This window comes from Rhodoferax sp. (assembly GCF_014859475.1).
Taxonomy (GTDB): domain Bacteria; phylum Pseudomonadota; class Gammaproteobacteria; order Burkholderiales; family Burkholderiaceae_C; genus Rhodoferax.
Window position 1 is genome coordinate 1 of sequence record NZ_JACUUE010000009.1, and the last position, 18,568, is coordinate 18,568.

The window sequence follows — 18,568 nt, forward strand, 5'->3', positions numbered from 1 at the left end:
GGCACGTGCCACCCGCGATGCCCTGACCCAACTGGAAGCCAACCCCGAGCGCCTGCTGGCGTGAACTGCGCCAGGATGCCATCAGTTTCAGGCGCCCGGCAGGCGTTGAAACAGGCCGCCCGGCAAGCGTGCCACCAGCCCATTGATTTCCAGTGTCATCAACTGGGCCTGTAAATCTGCAGTTTGCAGCTGGGTCCTGCCCTGCAAGGCGTCGAGCCCGACGGGATCGAAGCCGATGGCTTGCAGCAGCGCGTGGTCGGCGTCGTCTGTGCCGTTCTTGTTTGGCGGGTCGCCAGGAGTAGCCAGACCGGCTGTCACGGCCGACAACGCCTCATAGCCCTGCAGTTCTTCCAGCACGTCTTGCGCTGATTCCACCAGCTTGGCACCTTGCTTGATCAGTGCGTGGCAACCACGCGACTGCGCCGCGTGGATTGAGCCGGGGATGGCAAACACATCCTTGCCCTGTTCGGTGGTGAGCCGGGCGGTAATGAGCGAGCCCGATTGCAGGGCGGCCTCCACCACCAGCGTGCCGCGAGCGAGCCCGGCGATAAGGCGGTTGCGTTTGGGGAAGTTGGCATTCAAGGGCGGCGTTCCCAACGGGTACTCGCTCAGCAACAGGCCGTGTTGCGCAACGCGGTGGGCCAGGGCGTGGTGGGCTCTGGGGTAAACCCGGTCCAGGCCGGTGCCGATCACGGCCAGCGTCAGCGCTTGGCCTGTGGCACCGTCGGGCAAAGCCTCAAGGGCGCCTTCGTGGGCGGCGCCGTCCACTCCCAGGGCCAGGCCGCTCACCACCGTCAGGCCGGACTGAACCAGCGCTTTGGCGAATTGCCTGGCATTGCGCGCACCTTGCGGTGTCGGGTTGCGGCTGCCCACCACGGCCAGGCAGCGCCGGGCCTCGATCGGCCAGGACGCAGCAGGGTCTGATGGCGCGTCATCTTCGAAGTGGGCGTTGCCCAGCAGGTACAGCATCAAAGGCGGGTCGTCGATGTCGAGCAAGACTTTCGGATAACCAGGGTCGCCCAGCGTGACGATGTGACGCCGGCAGCCATTCGGTTCGCTTTGGTTGAGCCAGGCCCAGGTGGTTTCCAGCAGCCCGGTCAATGCCTCGGGCTCGCCGCGCAAAGCCTGCGTTTGGGTTGCTGTTGCCACTTGCCGCAAAGCGCAGGAGGGCTGCTCGAATATGGCCTGTGGCAGGCCAAAAGCCGTTAGCAGCTTGCGCGCCGTGACGTTGCCGATGCCCGGGCTCAGTGTCAGCCTCAGCCATGCCTTGAGTTCATCGCGTTCCATGGGTGGCCGGCGGGTGCTGTCAGAGCGGGTTGACCAGTCGATCACCTACCTTGACACCGCTGGTGATGTCGAGCACCAGGCCGTATGACACCTTTTCGAAAGTTCGAAACACCATCAATAAACCATTGCGCTCATCGGGCAACTTGATCATGGGGCGATTGGCATCGGTCTTGTCCACCAGGCGTGCGCCGTCGGTCATGATGGCCAGCACATGGCCCGGCTCCAGGCCATCACGGCTGCCACGGTTGATGCTCACCACCTGGTTTTGGGCGGCATTGACCACGGCATTGCCGTAAACCGAGACAACCCGGGCATCCATGGCACCCACGGGGGCGTGGGGAACGTAACTTTGCAGTTGTACCGGCGGCTCTTGCAACAGCCGGTCGCCAACGCGTATTTCTTCTTTGGCATCAACGATGTCGATGGTGGCTGGCACGATATCAGTGCGGCTTTTGCCGTCGCCATCAACGCTTTCCTGGCTGCTTTCGCTGCGTGCCAGCAAGGCCTTGCCAACGTACTGGGCTTCATAGCCCAGTACTTCGCCGCTGACCGGGTCTTTCAGCGGCGTGGCGTTGCGAAACACTCTGAACGCCTGTTGCTTCTTGCGTGGGTCGTCGGTTAGTTTGGCGTCAGCGGTGCCGCGGGCATAGGCCCGGTCGCCGCGGGTGAGCAACACCCGGCTGTCTTGCGCCGCCACGATCCGTGGTGCCGCGCTCAGACCCTGTTCATCGACGATCAGGGGTTCGGCCAGGAACGGCTCGATCAGGCTGCTCTTGAGCGTGGGCAGGGCGCTGCTTGCCAAATTTTCAACGCGGGTGCGCGGCGACACGCGTACCGTGGGCAGGTCGCTGCCTGGGTGCATGCTCAGGCGTGCCCGGCCGTTGCTGGTGTCAAGATACAGCGTTTGGCCCGGATAAATCAGGTGCGGGTTTTTGATGTCGGACAAGTTCATGCCCCACAGTTCGGGCCAGCGCCAGGGCCTTAGAAGGAACAAGCCGGAAATAGCCCACAGCGTGTCGCCAGACTTCACCGTGTAGCTTTGCGGTGCATTGGGGCTCAGCTCGCTCAAGGCCACGCCGCTCTGGGCGACCTGGTTGGCAATGGCGCGCTGCTGCGCCGTGATCGGGAAATTTTGCGACAGCGCGGGGCCTGCCAGCAAGCTGCAGGCCAGCGCCATCCAGGTCAATTTAGGTGAGACAGTGTCAAAAAAAGTTTTGGCCATGGTGTTTTGCATTTGATTAACTCACATGAGATTGTGCGCCCAAGCCCTTGCCGGGACAACGATTGTCCTGCGGGTAATGGACGCAGCACGGCGAAAATAGCGAAAATAACGACATCTTTGAAGTGACATCATGGCTCTACTCCCAATTCTTTGCTATCCCGACCCCAAACTGCACACCGTGGCCAAACCTGTGGCTGCGGTCGATGCGCGCATCAAAACCCTGATTGCCGACATGTTCGAGACCATGTACGAGGCCAAAGGCATTGGCCTGGCGGCCACCCAGGTCAATGTGCACGAGCGGCTGATTGTGATGGATATTTCCGAGGGTCGCGATGTGCCCCTGGTGCTGATTAACCCGAAAATTCTGTGGGCCAGCCCCGAGACGCATCTGAATGAAGAGGGTTGCCTTTCGGTGCCCGGCATTTACGACGGCGTGCGGCGCCACGATGCGGTCAAGGTCGAGGCCCTCGATGACGTGGGCACGCAGCGGCTGATCGAGGCCGACGGGCTGCTGGCGGTGTGCATCCAGCACGAGATGGACCACCTGATGGGCAAGATGTTCGTCGAGTATTTGTCGCCACTCAAGCGCAACCGCATCAAGACCAAGCTGCTCAAAGCCCAGCGCGAGGAGCGCGCTTGAAGCTGGTGTTCGCGGGCACGCCCGAATTTGCCGCAGTGGCGTTGGCCCACTTGCATGCGGCCGGTCATGACGTGGCGCTGGTGTTGAGCCAGCCCGACCGCCCCGCCGGACGCGGCATGAAGCTGCACCCTTCGCCGGTCAAACAGTTTGCGCTGGCGCATGGCATGGCCGTGGCGCAACCGCGCAGCTTGCGCCTGGACGGAAAATACCCGGAAGATGCGCAGGCCGCCCGCCAGGCGCTCGAAGCCGCGCAGGCCGACGCCATGGTGGTGGCGGCTTACGGCCTGATCCTGCCGCAGTGGGTGCTCGACATGCCAAGGCTGGGTTGCTTCAATATTCACGCCTCTTTACTGCCGCGCTGGCGCGGTGCCGCCCCGATCCACCGCGCCATCGAGGCCGGCGATGCGGCCACCGGTGTCACCATCATGCAAATGGACGCCGGCCTGGACACCGGCGACATGCTGCTCACGCAGTCGCTGCCGATTTTGCCAACCGACACCACCGGCAGCCTGCACGACCGGCTCGCCGAGTTGGGTGGCCAACTGATGGTGCAGGCGCTGGCGCAGGCTGCTGTTGGCAAGCTGCATCCCGTGCCGCAACCAGCGCATGGCATCACTTATGCCAGCAAGATCGACAAGGCCGAGGCTGCCATCGACTGGTCGCAGTCGGCGCAAACCATTGCCCGGCGGGTGCGCGCGTTCAACCCGTTTCCGGGTGCCAGCACCCAGTTGGCGGGTGAGACGCTCAAAATCTGGGCGGCTGAGGCCAGCGAGGCGGGCGATGGCACGCCGCAAGCCTCACAAGTGGCGGGCCAGATCGTGGCGATCACCGCAGCCGGCATTGCGGTCGCCGCACTTGATTCGATCGTCATCCTCACCGAACTGCAGCGCCCCGGCGGCAAACGCCTTGCCAGTGCCGAGTTCCTGCGCGGTTGCCCCTTGCAAGTCGGACAGGTGCTGGGCTGATGCGCGCCTGGCGCGCGCAGGCACGCAGCTGGTGGCAGCACCCGGCGTTTGGCCGCGGCCTGCGCGAGATGGCCGCGGTGTCGCCGGGCCTGGCCGCTTGGGGCTTGATGACCGGCGTGGCCATGGTCAAGTCTGGCATGAGCACGTTCGAGGCCGTTGCCATGACTTTGCTGGTGTTTGCCGGCAGCTCGCAGCTCGCTGCCATGCCCCTGATGACGGCCGGTGCGCCAGTGTGGGTGATTCTGGCCACAGCTTTTTGCGTCAATTTGCGTTTTGTGGTGTTCAGCGCCCACATGCGTCCCTACCTGATGCACCTGCCGCTGCGCTGGCGCCTGTTGCAGGGCTACCTGACCACCGACCTTAGCTATGTGCTGTTTACCAAGCACTACCACCACCCTTCGGAGCATGTCGCCGAGCGCCGCGAGCAGTTGGCTTTTCTCAGTGGCGGCAGCCTGTTCAACTGGGTTAGTTGGCAAGGGGCCAGTCTGATCGGCATTGCGCTGGCCAATGTGATTCCAACCCATTGGGGGCTGGCTTTTGCGGGTATTTTGGCGCTGCTGGGCATCGGTTGTTCGCTGGCCTCCAGCCATTTGCGCCGCGTTGCCGCCGGGGTGGCGGGCATGGCCGCCGTGGCTGCCTATGCGCTGCCGCTCAAGCTCAACATTGTGGTGGCCATTGCCTGCGCGGTGGCGCTGTGCCTGATCCTTGAAGAAAGCTGGCCCAAAAAGCCGGGCGCAGCGGCATGAGCGGCCCCGACCTGAATGGCACCGACCTCTGGACGCTGGGGGTGATTGCGGGCCTGGCGCTGGTTACCGTCATCACGCGCTGTTTCTTTTTCATCAGCGACCAGGCCTGGCACCTGCCGCACTGGGCGCAGCGCGGCCTGCAGTACGCACCCATTGCGGCGCTGGCCGCGGTGGTGGCGCCCGAGGTGATCATGACGCAGGGCTTGCTCATCAGCACCTGGCAAGACGCGCGCATCTACGCCGCGCTGGCTGGTGCCGGCTATTTCTTCTGGCGCAAGGGCCAGGGCCAGGCGGTGCTGGGCACCATTGTGTCGGGCATGGCGGTCTATCTGCCGCTGCATCTGGGGCTGGGGTGGTAGCGCGGGCATTCTTGTTGCTGTCATGTAACTACGTTGTGTGAAAATCACGAAACTAAATTACATGGAGATATTTTTATGCCACGTCGCGCCACCAAAATTGTTGCCACTTTAGGCCCCGCGTCCAGCGATCCTGCGTTGCTGGAGCAAATGATCCACGCCGGGGTCAATGTGGTGCGACTGAACTTCAGCCACGGCACGGCGCAAGACCATATCGAGCGGGCGCGTCTGGTGCGCGAAGTCGCCAAGCGGGCCGGGCGCGAGGTCGGCATCATGGCCGATTTGCAGGGGCCCAAGATCCGGGTCGGCATATTTGCCGAGGGCAAGGTGTTGTTGCAATCGGGCCAGAAATTTGTCCTGGACGCGGCGCGCACCGAGCTTGGTGACATCGATGCCGTGGGGTTGGACTACAAAGCTCTGCCGCGCGAAGTCAAGGCCGGCGACGTGCTGCTGCTTAACGACGGCTTGATCGTCATCGTGGTCGATGCGGTCAAGGGCGAGGCAATTCACACCACGGTCAGGCTCGGTGGCGAGTTGTCCAACAACAAGGGCATCAACAAGCAGGGCGGCGGCCTGAGCGCCCCGGCTCTCACTGCCAAGGACATGGAAGACATCCGCACGGCGATGGGCTTCCATGCCGATTACGTGGCGGTGAGCTTTCCCAAAACTGCCACCGACATGGAAATGGCGCGGCAACTCTGCAGCGTGGCGGCCGAGGACGGCCACCGACCTGGCCTGATCGCCAAAATTGAGCGCGCCGAGGCGATTCCGCACCTCGAAGATATCCTGCTGGCCAGCGATGGCATCATGGTGGCGCGCGGCGACCTGGCAGTGGAAGTGGGCAACGCCGTGGTGCCGGCGCTGCAAAAACGCATGATCAAGCTGGCGCGTGAGCACGACCGAGTGGTGATCACGGCCACGCAGATGATGGAGTCGATGATCAACAACCCGGTGCCCACCCGCGCCGAGGTCAGCGACGTGGCCAACGCGGTGCTCGACGGCACCGACGCGGTCATGCTGTCAGCCGAAACCGCCGCTGGCAAATACCCGCTGGAAACCGTGATAGAAATGGCCAAAATTTGCCACGCGGCCGAGGGTGGCGAGATGTTCAAGCTCGAGGCCGACTTCAGCGGCAAAATCTTCACCCGCATCGACCAGACCATTGCCATGGGCGCCTTGTTCACCGCGCATCACTTGGGCGCCAAGGCCATCGTGGCCATGACCGACAGCGGCGCGACCGCGCTGTGGATGAGCCGTCACCTGATTCATGTGCCCATTTTTGCGCTGACTTCAAAAATTGCCACGCAACGCAAAATGACGCTGTACCGCAACGTGCGCCCGCTGCTGATTGACACCAGCGCCGACCGCGACACCGCACTGGCCGAATCCGAGAGCGACCTCAAGGCGCGCGGCATTGTGAAAACCGGCGATGTCTATGCCATCACCTGTGGTGAGCCGATGGGCTCGCCCGGCGGCACCAATATGCTCAAGATTTGCCGCGTGTCGTGATCTTTCAGGGGACGAGTGGTCATTCGCGGCGGTGTCGGTGTGTCGCTAGAATTGGCCTCAGTTACCACCCTGTTACCAACCCCTAAAGGACATCGCCATGGCACTTGTTTCTATGCGAGAACTGCTTGACCATGCGGCAGCCAACGGCTACGGCATCCCGGCTTTCAACGTCAACAACCTGGAGCAAGTGCAAGCCGTGATGTCGGCCGCCGATGAAGTCGGTGCGCCGGTCATTTTGCAAGCCAGCGCGGGTGCCCGCAAATACGCTGGTGAGCCCTTCATCAAACACCTGATTCTGGCCGCCATCGAGTCGTATCCGCACATTCCGCTGGTCATGCACCAGGACCACGGCCAAAGCCCGGACGTGTGCCAGGGCGCCATCAACCTGGGCTTCAGCTCGGTCATGATGGACGGCTCGCTGATGGCCGACGGCAAAACCATTGCCAGCTACGACTACAACGCCGAGGTCACGCGCAAAGTGGTTGACATGGCGCACGCCGTGGGCGTGACGGTGGAGGGCGAGCTGGGTTGCCTGGGCAGCCTGGAAACCATGAAAGGCGATAAGGAGGACGGCCACGGCACCGACGCCACCATGACACGCGAGCAAATGCTCACCGACCCCGAGCAGGCGGCCGACTTCGTCAAGCGCACCCAGCTCGACGCGCTGGCCATTGCTATCGGCACCAGCCACGGCGCCTACAAGTTCACCCGCAAGCCCACCGGTGACATTCTTGCCATTGACCGCGTGATGGAAATCAACCGTCGCCTGCCCAACACCCATCTGGTGATGCACGGCTCCAGCTCGGTGCCGCAAGAGTCATTGGCCATCATCAACCAGTACGGCGGCAAGATGAAAGAAACCTACGGCGTGCCGGTGGAAGAAATCCAGAAGGCCATCAAATACGGCGTGCGCAAGATCAATATCGACACCGATATCCGCCTGGCCATGACTGCCGCCGTGCGCAAGTTCATGGCCGAGAACCCCGAAAAATTCGACGCCCGCGACTGGCTCAAGCCGGCCCGCGAGGCCGCCAAAGCCCTGTGCAAACAGCGCTATCTGCAGTTCGGCTGCGAAGGCCAGGGGTCAAAAATCAAAGGCCATAGCTTGTTCGAGGTGGCCGGGCAATACGCCCGTGGCGAACTGGCGCAGGTTGTCAATTGAGACTTTTGTTTTAGCTGCGGGTGCAAGTCCCGCTACGAGCTGGTCACGGTGAGCAAAGTGAAACGCAACTGCATGAGGGTGACCGAGTGTGGGAAGGAAGCGTGGAGCGTAAATCGCGAGCCGATGAACAAGAACCGCATAGAAGGCGCTGCGCGCCCACGGCAGGGCAAGCACCACCACTGCTTTGAGCTTGATCGACGTTCCGAGTCGTCCAGCCAGTTGCCAAGGCGCTGCTGCGCCATGCCAAAGCATTCGGTGTCGCCTCGCTGCGCCTCGTGCTGAAACCAGGTAGCCATCAGCACGGTCATGTGTGTCGCCGCAAGTCGCTGCGCATCGTGGCTGAGCGCTGGATCGGAGGTGGTGACGGTATCCACAGCTGCGGCCACCCGCTTCGCTTTTACATAAGGCCGCATTTTGCAAAGTGGTCGCCAGACAGTCGCAGGCTCCTTTTGTGGCGTCCACCGCTGGCGCGCCCTACGGGTTTACAAAAAAGACTCTATGCAAAATTGCCTACGCTGGTCCGGGCTTGTCAGCCGTCGGCGCTACCCGGTCTGTTCCAGCCCTACGCGCCGCCAACTGTCGCCCTGGTGCTGTGCTGGCGCTCTGGGTTCAGCCAGTTGCTTCGCAAGTGTTTCTGGTCAGTGGCCTGCGGCCAAGTATCTTGTGCCTGCCCCGCCCACCCTGGGGCCTCGCCACGCTGCGCGTGGCATTGGCCCGGCGCGGTCTGCCCGTCTGTCCCCAAGGGGCTCCCTCAGAACCGCGCGGGGTCGGTGGCAGGGGCCAGGTTCATGCAGGCGCTTCGCGCCCGCACTGCCCTCGATGATGTTTTGCAAGGCTCAGCGGTGTGGCTAACGGTGTGGCTAAATTCAGTTTCTGGAACCGAAAAACAAAATGGGTTAGCAGTCAAAAACTGCTAACCCATTGGTTTAATTGGTCGGAATGAGAGGATTCGAACCTCCGACCCCTTCGTCCCGAACGAAGTGCGCTACCAGGCTGCGCCACATTCCGATTTATACCCCGCAACGTCAGGACTGGCGTTCCAACAGCTGAGCCGCCAATTGTACCAAACACTGCCTGTGTTCATTGTCTGGCAACTGCTCTGCGGCGGTGATGGCGCGGCGTGCCTCGGCCGCGGCCGCCTGGCGTGCCACATCAAGGGCGCCGGTGGTTTGCACAATGGACACTACCTGATCGATCAGCTCAAGTTTGCCGGTTTCTATGGCGCTTTGAATGAGTTCGCGCTCGCTCGCGCTGCCGCGTTGCATGGCGGCGATCAAGGGTAGGGTGGTCTTTCCTTCGCGCAAGTCGTCACCCAGGTTCTTGCCCATCACCACGGCGTCGCCGGTGTAGTCGAGCACGTCGTCGATGACTTGAAAAGCGGTACCCAATGCCTGTCCGTAGTTGGCGCAGGCGGCCTCAATCTCAGGGTTGGCACTCGCCAGAATGGCACCCACGCGCGCGCTGGCTTCGAAGAGTTTGGCGGTTTTGGAGCGGATTACTTGCAGGTAGCCCGCTTCATCGAGCGCGGCGTTGTGCATGTTCATCAACTGCATGACCTCGCCTTCGGCAATGATGTTGGTGGCGTCTGCCAGTACTTCCATGATGCGCATGTCTTGCGCATCGACCATCATTTGAAAGGCGCGGGAATATAAAAAATCGCCCACCAGCACACTGGCCGGATTGCCAAAGGTTTCATTGGCGGTGGGGTTGCCACGGCGCAGCGATGAGTCGTCCACTACGTCGTCGTGCAGCAGCGTGGCAGTGTGGATGAATTCCACCACGGCAGCCAGGTTAAAGCGCTGCACGCCCTTGAAGCCGAGCGCGCCGCAAATCAGCAGCAGCAGCGCGGGCCGCAAACGTTTGCCGCCGGCAGAGATGATGTAGCGGGAGACCTGACCCACCAGCGGCACGCCAGAGTCAAGTCGTTGCGCGATCACCGTGTCAACCTCACGCATGTCCTGCGCGATGATCGCCGTGGCGTTGGAATTTTTAGAGTGGGTGGCGTGCAAGACAGTGGCTCGGTTATTTGCCTGCATTATAGAAAGCCTGGGGATTGTTTTTGTCTTCTTGGAGGGGCGATCTGGGGTGTGATTCAAACTGATGTGGAGTTATTCTCGGCCCATCAACGTAGCAAAGGAGCATTGACATGACCGAACCACTAATGATCGATGCTGAATTGGTAATTGTTAAACAAAATCAACCTGATGAGCAGCCTAGGGAAAGCTGCATTCAGCGCCTAAAATCACGCCTTCTCGCCATAGCACAACGGATAGTGCGCATGCCTCCTAAGCGTGAAATACAGGTTCGATTCCTGTTGGCGAGACCACAGTCAAACAGTGGCATCAAGCCACCGCGTCAGCACTTTGACGCGTCAAAATAGCCAGCGTGTTGGCAATTGTCTTACGCAATTCGCGGCGGTCACAAATCAGGTCCACGGCACCCTTGGTCTGCAGGAACTCGGCGCGCTGAAAACCTTCAGGCAACGTGACGCGCACGGTGGATTCAATGACACGCGGGCCGGCAAAACCGATCAGGGCTTTGGGTTCGGCAATCACCACATCACCCAAAAAGGCAAAACCGGCGCTGACACCACCCATGGTCGGATCGGTCAGCACGCTGATGAAGGGCAGTCCCTTCTTGGCGAGATGGGTCAGCGAGGCGTTGGTTTTGGCCATCTGCATCAGGCTCAGCAAGCCCTCCTGCATGCGCGCACCACCGGTGGCGGTGAAGCACACAAACGGCACTTTTTGCTCGATGGCGGTATGCACGCCACGCACAAAGCGCTCGCCCACCACGCTGCCCATGCTGCCGCCCATGAATTCAAATTCGAAACATGCCGCCACCAGGCCAATGCCCAGCACCGAGCCACCCATGACCACCAAGGCATCGGTCTCGCCGGTGTTTTCCAAGGCTTCTTTCAGACGCTCCGGGTACTTGCGGCTGTCTTTGAATTTGAGGGCGTCCACCGGCAACACCTCCTGGCCAATTTCATAACGGCCTTCGTTGTCCATAAAAACATTCAATCGCGCCCGCGCCCCGATGCGGTGGTGATGACTGCAGCTTGGGCACACATTCTGGTTTTGCTCCAGGTCGGTCTTGTAGAGCACCGTGTCGCAACTGGGGCATTTGATCCACAGGCCCTCGGGCACACTGCGCCGGTTCTCCGGATTGGTGTGCTGGATTTTGGGGGGAAGCAGTTTTTCGAGCCAACTCATGGTGTGTCCTTGTTCGTCTTTTCGGAGAATGGCGAATTATGAATCGAGCGCGGTGCGAATCTCGCGCAAGAAGGTTTCGGCCGTGGCAGCGACCCGGTCGCGTGGCAACTCGTCAATGAGCTCGATGATACGGCTGCCGATCACCACCGCGTCGGCCACCCGGCTGATGGTGCGGGCGGTGGTGGCATCACGGATGCCAAAACCCACACCCACGGGCACGCTGACGTGCTGGCGAATGCGCGGCAGCATGGCTTCGACCGCGTCGGTGTCCAACGCGCCGGAGCCGGTGACGCCTTTGAGCGAGACGTAATAGACATAACCACTGGCAATGCGCGCCACCTGCTGCATGCGATTAATGGTACTGGTGGGGGCCAGCAAAAAGATCAGGTCCAGCTGGTGGGCCTTGAGCTCGGCGGCAAACGCTTCGCACTCCTCGGGCGGGTAGTCGACGACGAGCACACCATCAACACCCGCCGCAGCGGCGTCCTGCACAAAGGCGCTGGCGCCAGAAGGATCGGCGCGCCGGTGCTTCTGGCTGTAGCGCTCGACCGGGTTGGCATAACCCATCAGCACCACCGGCGTGCTGTCGTTGGTCTGGCGGAATGCGCGCACCATGGCCAGCACCTGCACCAGGCCGACACCGGCCGCCAGGGCCTTGTCGCCAGCTTTTTGAATGACCGGACCGTCCGCACTGGGGTCGGAGAAAGGCACACCAAGTTCGATCACGTCGGCGCCGCCGGCAACAAACGCGTGCATCAGCGCCGGGGTGATGTCGGCATACGGAAAACCTGCGGTGACAAACGGAATCAGCGCCTTGCGGCCCTGGGCTTTTAATTGGGTGAACGTGGCAGCAATGCGGCTCATTTGACAACTTTCACAATGGCTTCGTCAGCGGCCAGACCACCCTTGACCAACTGGCCTTGGCAACTGGGTCGGCAATAAAAATCGGCATGACTGAGGTCGGCCACGGTGCCGATGTCCTTGTCACCCCGGCCCGACAGGTTCACCAGGATCGACTGGTCAGCGCGCATGGTCTTGGCCAGCTTCATGGCGTGGGCGATGGCATGGCTGGACTCCAGCGCCGGGATGATGCCCTCGATGCGGCACAGGTAATGAAAAGCCGCCAGCGCCTCGGTGTCGGTGATGCCTACGTACTGGGCGCGGCCAATGTCGTTCAGGAAGGCGTGCTCGGGGCCAACGCCGGGGTAGTCCAGGCCGGCACTGATGCTGTGGGTCTCGGTGACCTGGCCGTTGTCGTCCTGCAGCACATAGGTGCGGTTGCCGTGCAACACGCCGGGGCTGCCACGCTGGATCGAGGCCGAGTGGCGGCCAGAGTCCATGCCCTCACCCGCGGCCTCTACGCCAATCAGCTGCGTGGCTTCGTGCGCAATGTAAGGGTGAAAAATGCCCATGGCATTGCTGCCGCCCCCCACGCAAGCCATCACCACATCGGGCTGATCGGCTTTGCAGCCGGCAGCTTTGAGCATCTCGGGCATCTGCACCAGGCATTCCTTGCCGATCACGCTCTGGAAATCGCGCACCATCATCGGGTAAGGGTGCGGGCCGGCCACGGTGCCGATGATGTAGAAGGTGTTGTCAACGTTGGCCACCCAGTCGCGCATGGCTTCGTTGAGCGCGTCTTTCAGTGTGCAACTGCCGCTGGTGACCGGCACCACGGTGGCGCCGAGCAGCTTCATGCGATAGACGTTGGGGCTTTGCCGCTTGACGTCTTCGCTGCCCATATAGACCACGCATTCCAGCCCGTAACGCGCGCAGATGGTTGCGGTGGCCACGCCGTGCTGGCCGGCGCCGGTTTCTGCAATGATGCGCGGCTTGCCCATGCGTTTGGCCAACATGGCTTGGCCGATGGTGTTGTTGATCTTGTGCGCGCCGGTGTGGTTCAAGTCTTCACGCTTTAGAAAGATCTGCGCCCCGCCCTGCTCCCGGCTCATGCGCGCGGCATGGTAAACGGGGCTGGGGCGACCGACAAAATGCGCCAGTTCGTAGTTGAATTCAGCCACGAATTCGGGGTCGAACTGATACCTTGCGTAAGCGGCCTTGAGTTCGTTGATGGCATGGGTCAGCGTTTCGGAGGCAAAGCTGCCCCCGTAGATGCCAAAGTGACCGCGCGGGTCGGGTTGCTGGTAGTCAAACATGGTCATAAGGTTCTAAGAGGTAATTGTCATCGCGAGGAGCGCAGCAACATCGCGATCCATGCAGTCAGAAGTCATGGATTGCTTCGCTTTGCTCGCAATGACGGCAACAATTGCCAGGGTAAAGATATTAAAGCTTGGCTGAGTTGAAGTGAAAGTCTGCCTGGCGCACGGCCGTTACAAACTCACGGATTTTGTTGGGATTCTTGATGCCTTTTTGGCCTGGCACCTCGACCCCCGAGCTGATGTCAACCGCCAGAGAAAGGCAGCGCGGTCGCAGCTGCAAAATGCCCTCGGTCACGTTGGCAGCGCTGAGCCCACCACTCAAGACGAGGTGAGCGTTGACGTTTGGAGGAAGCAGTGACCAATTGAATGTGTGCCCGCCGCCGCCGTACCCGTCCACTTGCGCGTCGAGCAGAATGCCTTGGGCCTGTGAATAATCTTGCGCGAATTTTAAGAGATCAAAATCACGGCCGGCCGCTCCCAGGGGAATACGTGCAGCACGCAAATACGGGCGATGGCTTGCCACGCTGGCAGCCTGGCAGTCTTGCGGTGTTTCGTCACCATGAAACTGCAACAAGGCGCCGGGCACCTGGGCACAGGCAGCGCTGATGTTGGCCACAGTTTCATTGACAAACAGCAGCACCGGCGTGACAAAGGGCGGCAAGCGTCGTGCCAGTTCGGCCGCGCGTTGCGGCGAGACAGCACGCGGGCTTTTGGCATACAGCACGAAGCCCAGCGCATCGACGCCAGCGGCCACCGCTGCATCCACATCGGCCTCGCGCGTGAGGCCACAGACCTTGATGCGGGTGCGGTGCAGGCCTGGCAAAGGCGTGTTGATTGTCTGGTTCATGGCAGTCCATCAAACAACGGGGAGTCTTCGGGCAAACCCCATTGCGGGTCGTAACGCGGCCCCAAAAAATACAGGCCATCGGGTGAAAACGTGGGTGCCGCGGCATCGCGGTTGCGCGCCTGCAAGACATGCTGCATCCAGGCCACCGGCCGGCGCTGTTCGCCAATGCAGAGCAGGCAGCCCATGATGTTGCGGATCATGTGGTGCAAAAACGCATTGGCCTCAAACTCAAAACGCCAGTAGGCACCACGCCGGGAAATGGCAATGCGCAGCATGTTCTTGAGCGGCGACAAAGCCTGACAGGCACTGGCGCGAAACGAGGTGAAGTCATGCTCACCGATGAGTTGCTGCGCAGCTTGCTGCATCAGCTCCAGCTGCAAGGGACGGAAAACCCAGCCCACCCGGCCCCGATCCAGACTGGGGCGCACCGGCGACTGCAGCACCACGTAAACGTAGCGGCGCGACACTGCGCTGGCGCGGCAATGGAACGCTTTCGGCACCACCCTGGCCCACTGCACCGCGATGTCGCGCGGCAGCAAGGCGTTGGGGCCGCGCACCCAGGCGGCTTCAGAACGATCCAGCGGGGTGTCAAAGTGCACCACCTGCATCAGGCCGTGGACACCTGCGTCGGTACGACCGGCACATAGGGTGGACACGCGGTGGTCGGCAAAGCGGGTCAGTGCCTTTTCGAGCTGGTCCTGCACCGTTTGACGGGACAACTGGCTCTGCCAGCCCTGGTAGTGGCCGCCGTGGTAGCTGATGCCCAGGGCAACACGGGCGAGTGCTTGCGCATCACATCCCATTCGCGGACGCTATTAAAGTTGACTCAGCGCCTGCTGTGCCTTGGCTTTGATGGCGCCATCAGCCTCGGCGATGACCTGCTTGATAAGGTCCCGCGCACCGTCATCGTCACCACTCGCCTTGAACTCTTCGGCCAGCGCCAACTTCGATTCCAGCGGATCGGCATTCGCGTCTGGAGGCACTTCATTGCCGCCCGAACTGCTGTCGTCCAGATCCAGCGACAACGAGCCCATGTCAAACGCCATCATGCCTGAGGGCACGGCGACAGCAGCGACAGACCCGGGTGCAGGCCCGGGCTCATCATTGGAGAAATCAAGGTCAAGGTCCAGATCAACCACACTGTCATCAGCGGGTTGCGGTGCATCGCTTGGTGCATTCTCAGGAAGCGTCGGCAAAGCCGAGGCTGCGTCAGTTGCCAGCGCGGGGGCAGAAGGCGCGGATACCGGCTGACTTTCAGCCAGGTACAAGGAATTGCCCGGCTCCAGGGTCAGGCCGGTTCGGCGAATCTGGGCCCATTGCGGCCCGGTGCCCTGGGTCAACGGATAAGCCAGCGCTGCCATGGCCGCATAGGCTTTGGCATCCTGGCGCTTGGCATAGATAGCCAGCAGTTTTTGTATGAGCGCGAGTCGCCCAGGTTGGGCTTGCAGGGCTTCCTTCAAGATTTCCTCTGCCTGCATATCCCTGTCGTAGGCCAGGTAAACATCTGCCTCGGTTATCGGGTCTGCGTCCGCATCAGCTTTGCGTTGACCAGGAAGATATGACGCTGGAGAACCCGGGGCATGACTACTGTCGGTATTAACGCTCTGGCCGCCACTTGTGCCAAAAAATGACTCTGCCTGCAAACCACTCTCCATGAACAAACTGTCTTCATAGTCCTGCTTCTTGCGCTGACGTGCTTTGTAAAAAGCCAAACCGGCCAGCAACGCAATCAGCGCAGCAACTCCCGCTGGCAGTAAAGGATTGGCAATGAGTTCATCCAGAAAACCAGTTGTCGGTTCAGCAGTCGCGGCGGGGGGTACCGGCGTGGCCACAGCGGGCGGTTTTTGGACTTCAGGTGCAGCAACGGCGATCTCCGGCGTGGATGCCGGGCGCATGGGCGCCGTTGGCTCGGTCACGCTTGCGGAGGCGGCGCCGGAGGCGGCCATCAACGCAGCCGTTTTGGCCAATTGGTTGAGGTCTTCCGTGTTTTTGCTGATCTCGGCGGCTCGGCGTGCGCTTGCTTGCGCTTCGCGCGTCTGGGCCAATTGCTCCAGATCAGATGCGTTTTGAACCGCGCCCTTGGACAGGGTCAGCTTGTCAGGTGTTTGCGTTGCAGATTTCTTGTCCTCTACCGTCGCCTGGATGGCACCGCTGACGGCGCGCTCGACTGGCGCCTGCTTGACGACAACCGCAGCGCTGGCGAGCGTTTGACGAAAACGGTTGAAATCCTGGATTTGCGCCGTGATGATCTGGTTGGCCTGCACCGGCGCGATCACCTGGGCCTGCGCCGCGGTCGGCATACGCAAAATGGCCCCGGCCTTGATGAGGTTGACGTTGCCCTTGATAAATGCCCTCGGATTGGTCTGCTGCATGGCCACCAGCATTTGATTCAGCGACACATTGGATGCCTTATGGGCAATGGCAATTTTGCTGGCCGTTTCACCGGCTCGGACCGTCACCAGGCGGCCTTTGTCACCGCCAGGCACCGACGTTGACTTGGCAGGCGCAGCCGCAGACGCGGTCGGTTGGCGTACCGCAGCCGCAGGGGCAACCGGGGCTACCGGCACGGGTTCGGAACGCGGCAACCGGATCACCTTGGGCGTCATTAACGGGGCCGTGATGGGCTGCTCCGGCAGACGCAAGTCAGGCGGATCAAACAACAGGGTGTAATCGCGCAACATGCGCCCCGTGCTCCAACTCGCCTCCAGAATCAGGTCAACAAAGGGTTCCTGAACCAGGCTGTCGCCGCTGACACGCAGGTAAGCGCGTCCATCAGGGCGCTTTTGCAAGACCATCCGCAAACTCGGCAGCACCGGGCTGTAGTTCATGCCCGCCGACTTGAAAGCCTCCGGCGCGGCGACCTGGGCTTTCAGGGTTGCGGCCTCATCAGGCGTGATTTCCGGAATGTCGATTTCTGCACGCAGGGGCTCACCCAGTGCAGATTGAACGGTGATGCGCCCCAACGACAGCGCTTGCGCATTGGTGCCAGCCAAAGCCAGAAGTGCAGCAAAGGCCACAGTGGTGAGTTCACATCGATAAGACTTAGCAATCAATTCATTGACTCCAGTTTTCAACCTGCAAAAAGCAGGAACGCACCTTTGCAAGCATGCCCCTATTCAACTCGTCGTGATGCACCTTTGATGCATCAGACGTCGCATCGGCTGAGATTTGATGATTCTATATCGTGAAAGAAGATTGTCCATTGCTCGAAGCATGCACCAACCAAAACAAAAAAAGGGTCAGACCAAACCAATTCGGGCTGACAAGCATCAAGCCTGCAACAAGATACGCAACATGCGCCGCAGCGGCTCGGCCGCGCCCCACAGCAATTGGTCACCAATGGTAAAGGCGCCCACATACTCAGGGCCCATCGCCAGTTTGCGGATCCGGCCCACGGGAATGGTGAGCGTACCCGTCACAGCGACCGGGGTCAAATCCTTGATGGTGGCCTCACGCGTATTGGGCACCACTTTGACCCAGGCGTTGTCGGCGGCCAGCATGGCTTCGATATCCGCCGATGGCACATTCTTTTTGAGCTTGAAAGTAAGCGCCTGGCTGTGGCAGCGCATGGCACCCACGCGCACGCAAAAGCCGTCCACCGGAGTCTCGGCACGGCCAAAGGCGGCACCCTGGCCCAAAATCTTGTTGGTCTCGGCCATGCCTTTCCACTCTTCTCGCGACAGGCCCCAACCGGGCTCGTCGGATTGTTTGCCAAGCCCCATGTCCTTGTCAATCCAGGGAATCAGCGAGCCACCCAGCGGCACGCCAAAATTGGCAGTCTCAGAGGCGCTCAGGGCGCGCTGTTTGGCAATCACCTTGCGGTCGATTTCCAGAATGGCCGATTTGGGGTCGTCGAGCAAGGCCTTGACTTCAGCGTTGAGCGTGCCGAACTGCGTCAGCAACTCGCGCATGTGCTGGGCACCGCCACCGCTGGCCGCCTGGTAGGTTTGCGTGCTCATCCATTCGACCAGACCCGCCTTGAACAGCGCACCCACGCCCATCAGCATGCAGCTCACGGTGCAGTTGCCGCCAACCCAGTTGTTGCCGCCGTTTTTCAGCGCGGTCTGGATCACCGGCAGATTGACCGGATCGAGGATGATGATGGCGTCGTCTTTCATGCGCAGGGTCGAGGCAGCATCGATCCAGTGACCGTTCCAGCCCGCAGCACGCAATTTGGGAAAGACTGCCGTGGTGTAGTCGCCACCCTGAGCGCTGATGATGATGTCGCATTTTTTCAGGGCATCAATGTCGAACGCATCTTTCAGCGTGGTTTCGTTTTTGGCCCACGACGGCGCTGCGCCACCGGCGTTGGAAGTGGAGAAAAACACCGGCTCAATCAAGGCAAAATCGCCCTCGGTTTGCATGCGGTCCATCAACACCGAACCCACCATGCCGCGCCAGCCCACCAAACCCACCAAGTTACCGACTTTCATCACAAACCCTTTTCGTAACAATTAAAC

Annotated in this window: 16 protein-coding genes and 2 tRNA genes; 7 read left to right on the forward strand and 11 right to left on the reverse strand. The window is 61.1% G+C overall.

Features of this window, described 5'->3' with window-relative positions:
- Nucleotides 1-87 precede the first annotated feature (87 nt).
- Nucleotides 88-1,287: a DNA-processing protein DprA gene (gene dprA, locus IBX54_RS01635; RefSeq protein ID WP_296540913.1), complete on the reverse strand. Its 1,200-nt coding sequence runs from the start codon at nt 1,285-1,287 to the stop codon at nt 88-90.
- 19 nt (nt 1,288-1,306) lie between these two features.
- Nucleotides 1,307-2,509, reverse strand: coding sequence for a LysM peptidoglycan-binding domain-containing protein (locus tag IBX54_RS01640; protein WP_296540914.1), 1,203 nt, complete (start codon nt 2,507-2,509; stop codon nt 1,307-1,309).
- Nucleotides 2,510-2,639: 130 nt separating this feature from the next.
- Here IBX54_RS01640 and def point away from each other — a divergent pair, with 130 nt between their 5' ends.
- The 6 genes from def to fba all read left to right on the forward strand — a co-directional run bounded on the left by def (nt 2,640) and on the right by fba (nt 7,887).
- Complete coding sequence (gene def / locus IBX54_RS01645) at nt 2,640-3,149, forward strand: peptide deformylase (protein WP_296540915.1); 510 nt, start codon at nt 2,640-2,642, stop codon at nt 3,147-3,149.
- The gene (fmt, locus tag IBX54_RS01650; RefSeq protein ID WP_296540916.1) at nt 3,146-4,114 is read left to right on the forward strand and encodes a methionyl-tRNA formyltransferase; all 969 of its coding nucleotides are present in this window, start codon (nt 3,146-3,148) and stop codon (nt 4,112-4,114) included. Before def ends, fmt begins: the two co-directional genes overlap by 4 nt.
- Entirely contained in the window at nt 4,114-4,860 is a 747-nt protein-coding gene (locus tag IBX54_RS01655) for an AzlC family ABC transporter permease (protein WP_296540917.1), read from the forward strand. The genes fmt and IBX54_RS01655 overlap by 1 nt, the downstream gene beginning before the upstream one ends.
- A complete protein-coding gene (locus IBX54_RS01660) occupies nt 4,857-5,219 on the forward strand; it encodes an AzlD domain-containing protein (protein WP_296540918.1) in 363 nt (120 codons plus the stop codon). Before IBX54_RS01655 ends, IBX54_RS01660 begins: the two co-directional genes overlap by 4 nt.
- Nucleotides 5,220-5,294: 75 nt before the next feature.
- Nucleotides 5,295-6,725, forward strand: a complete 1,431-nt coding sequence (pyk, locus tag IBX54_RS01665) for a pyruvate kinase (protein ID WP_296540919.1) — start codon at nt 5,295-5,297, stop codon at nt 6,723-6,725.
- Between the two features lie 97 nt (nt 6,726-6,822).
- A complete protein-coding gene (gene fba, locus IBX54_RS01670) occupies nt 6,823-7,887 on the forward strand; it encodes a class II fructose-bisphosphate aldolase (RefSeq protein ID WP_296540920.1) in 1,065 nt (354 codons plus the stop codon).
- Nucleotides 7,888-8,818: 931 nt separating this feature from the next.
- Here the strand turns inward: fba and IBX54_RS01675 are convergent.
- A tRNA-Pro gene (locus tag IBX54_RS01675) sits at nt 8,819-8,895 on the reverse strand.
- A gap of 17 nt (nt 8,896-8,912) precedes the next feature.
- Complete coding sequence (locus IBX54_RS01680; RefSeq protein ID WP_296540944.1) at nt 8,913-9,842, reverse strand: polyprenyl synthetase family protein; 930 nt, start codon at nt 9,840-9,842, stop codon at nt 8,913-8,915.
- A gap of 296 nt (nt 9,843-10,138) precedes the next feature.
- Here IBX54_RS01680 and IBX54_RS01685 point away from each other — a divergent pair.
- Nucleotides 10,139-10,213 (forward strand) — tRNA-Arg (locus IBX54_RS01685).
- A gap of 16 nt (nt 10,214-10,229) precedes the next feature.
- On the opposite strand, the gene accD is transcribed toward IBX54_RS01685, so the two are convergent.
- From accD to asd, 7 genes are all read right to left on the reverse strand, one after another.
- A complete protein-coding gene (gene accD / locus IBX54_RS01690) occupies nt 10,230-11,102 on the reverse strand; it encodes an acetyl-CoA carboxylase, carboxyltransferase subunit beta (protein WP_296540921.1) in 873 nt (290 codons plus the stop codon).
- A 36-nt stretch (nt 11,103-11,138) separates the two neighbouring features.
- A complete protein-coding gene (gene trpA, locus IBX54_RS01695; protein WP_296540922.1) occupies nt 11,139-11,966 on the reverse strand; it encodes a tryptophan synthase subunit alpha in 828 nt (275 codons plus the stop codon).
- A complete protein-coding gene (gene trpB, locus IBX54_RS01700; protein ID WP_296540945.1) occupies nt 11,963-13,258 on the reverse strand; it encodes a tryptophan synthase subunit beta in 1,296 nt (431 codons plus the stop codon). The genes trpA and trpB overlap by 4 nt, the downstream gene beginning before the upstream one ends.
- Before the next feature lie 127 nt (nt 13,259-13,385).
- Entirely contained in the window at nt 13,386-14,108 is a 723-nt protein-coding gene (locus IBX54_RS01705) for a phosphoribosylanthranilate isomerase (RefSeq protein WP_296540923.1), read from the reverse strand.
- The gene (truA, locus tag IBX54_RS01710; protein ID WP_296540924.1) at nt 14,105-14,911 is read right to left on the reverse strand and encodes a tRNA pseudouridine(38-40) synthase TruA; all 807 of its coding nucleotides are present in this window, start codon (nt 14,909-14,911) and stop codon (nt 14,105-14,107) included. Before truA ends, IBX54_RS01705 begins: the two co-directional genes overlap by 4 nt.
- Nucleotides 14,912-14,923: 12 nt before the next feature.
- On the reverse strand, nt 14,924-17,161 hold the full coding sequence (locus tag IBX54_RS01715; RefSeq protein ID WP_296540925.1) for a FimV family protein: 2,238 nt from the start codon (nt 17,159-17,161) through the stop codon (nt 14,924-14,926).
- A gap of 216 nt (nt 17,162-17,377) precedes the next feature.
- Nucleotides 17,378-18,541: an aspartate-semialdehyde dehydrogenase gene (gene asd / locus IBX54_RS01720; protein ID WP_296540926.1), complete on the reverse strand. Its 1,164-nt coding sequence runs from the start codon at nt 18,539-18,541 to the stop codon at nt 17,378-17,380.
- Between the last annotated feature and the right edge of the window lie 27 nt (nt 18,542-18,568).

Coding starts and splice junctions, on each gene's coding strand:
- dprA (WP_296540913.1), bottom strand. CDS start 1,287: ATGGAACGCGATGAACTCAAGGCATGGCTGAGGCTGACACTGAGCCCG.
- IBX54_RS01640 (WP_296540914.1), bottom strand. CDS start 2,509: ATGGCCAAAACTTTTTTTGACACTGTCTCACCTAAATTGACCTGGATG.
- def (WP_296540915.1), top strand. CDS start 2,640: ATGGCTCTACTCCCAATTCTTTGCTATCCCGACCCCAAACTGCACACC.
- IBX54_RS01655 (WP_296540917.1), top strand. CDS start 4,114: ATGCGCGCCTGGCGCGCGCAGGCACGCAGCTGGTGGCAGCACCCGGCG.
- IBX54_RS01660 (WP_296540918.1), top strand. CDS start 4,857: ATGAGCGGCCCCGACCTGAATGGCACCGACCTCTGGACGCTGGGGGTG.
- pyk (WP_296540919.1), top strand. CDS start 5,295: ATGCCACGTCGCGCCACCAAAATTGTTGCCACTTTAGGCCCCGCGTCC.
- fba (WP_296540920.1), top strand. CDS start 6,823: ATGGCACTTGTTTCTATGCGAGAACTGCTTGACCATGCGGCAGCCAAC.
- IBX54_RS01680 (WP_296540944.1), bottom strand. CDS start 9,842: ATGCGTGAGGTTGACACGGTGATCGCGCAACGACTTGACTCTGGCGTG.
- accD (WP_296540921.1), bottom strand. CDS start 11,102: ATGAGTTGGCTCGAAAAACTGCTTCCCCCCAAAATCCAGCACACCAAT.
- trpA (WP_296540922.1), bottom strand. CDS start 11,966: ATGAGCCGCATTGCTGCCACGTTCACCCAATTAAAAGCCCAGGGCCGC.
- trpB (WP_296540945.1), bottom strand. CDS start 13,258: ATGTTTGACTACCAGCAACCCGACCCGCGCGGTCACTTTGGCATCTAC.
- IBX54_RS01705 (WP_296540923.1), bottom strand. CDS start 14,108: ATGAACCAGACAATCAACACGCCTTTGCCAGGCCTGCACCGCACCCGC.
- truA (WP_296540924.1), bottom strand. CDS start 14,911: ATGGGATGTGATGCGCAAGCACTCGCCCGTGTTGCCCTGGGCATCAGC.
- asd (WP_296540926.1), bottom strand. CDS start 18,541: ATGAAAGTCGGTAACTTGGTGGGTTTGGTGGGCTGGCGCGGCATGGTG.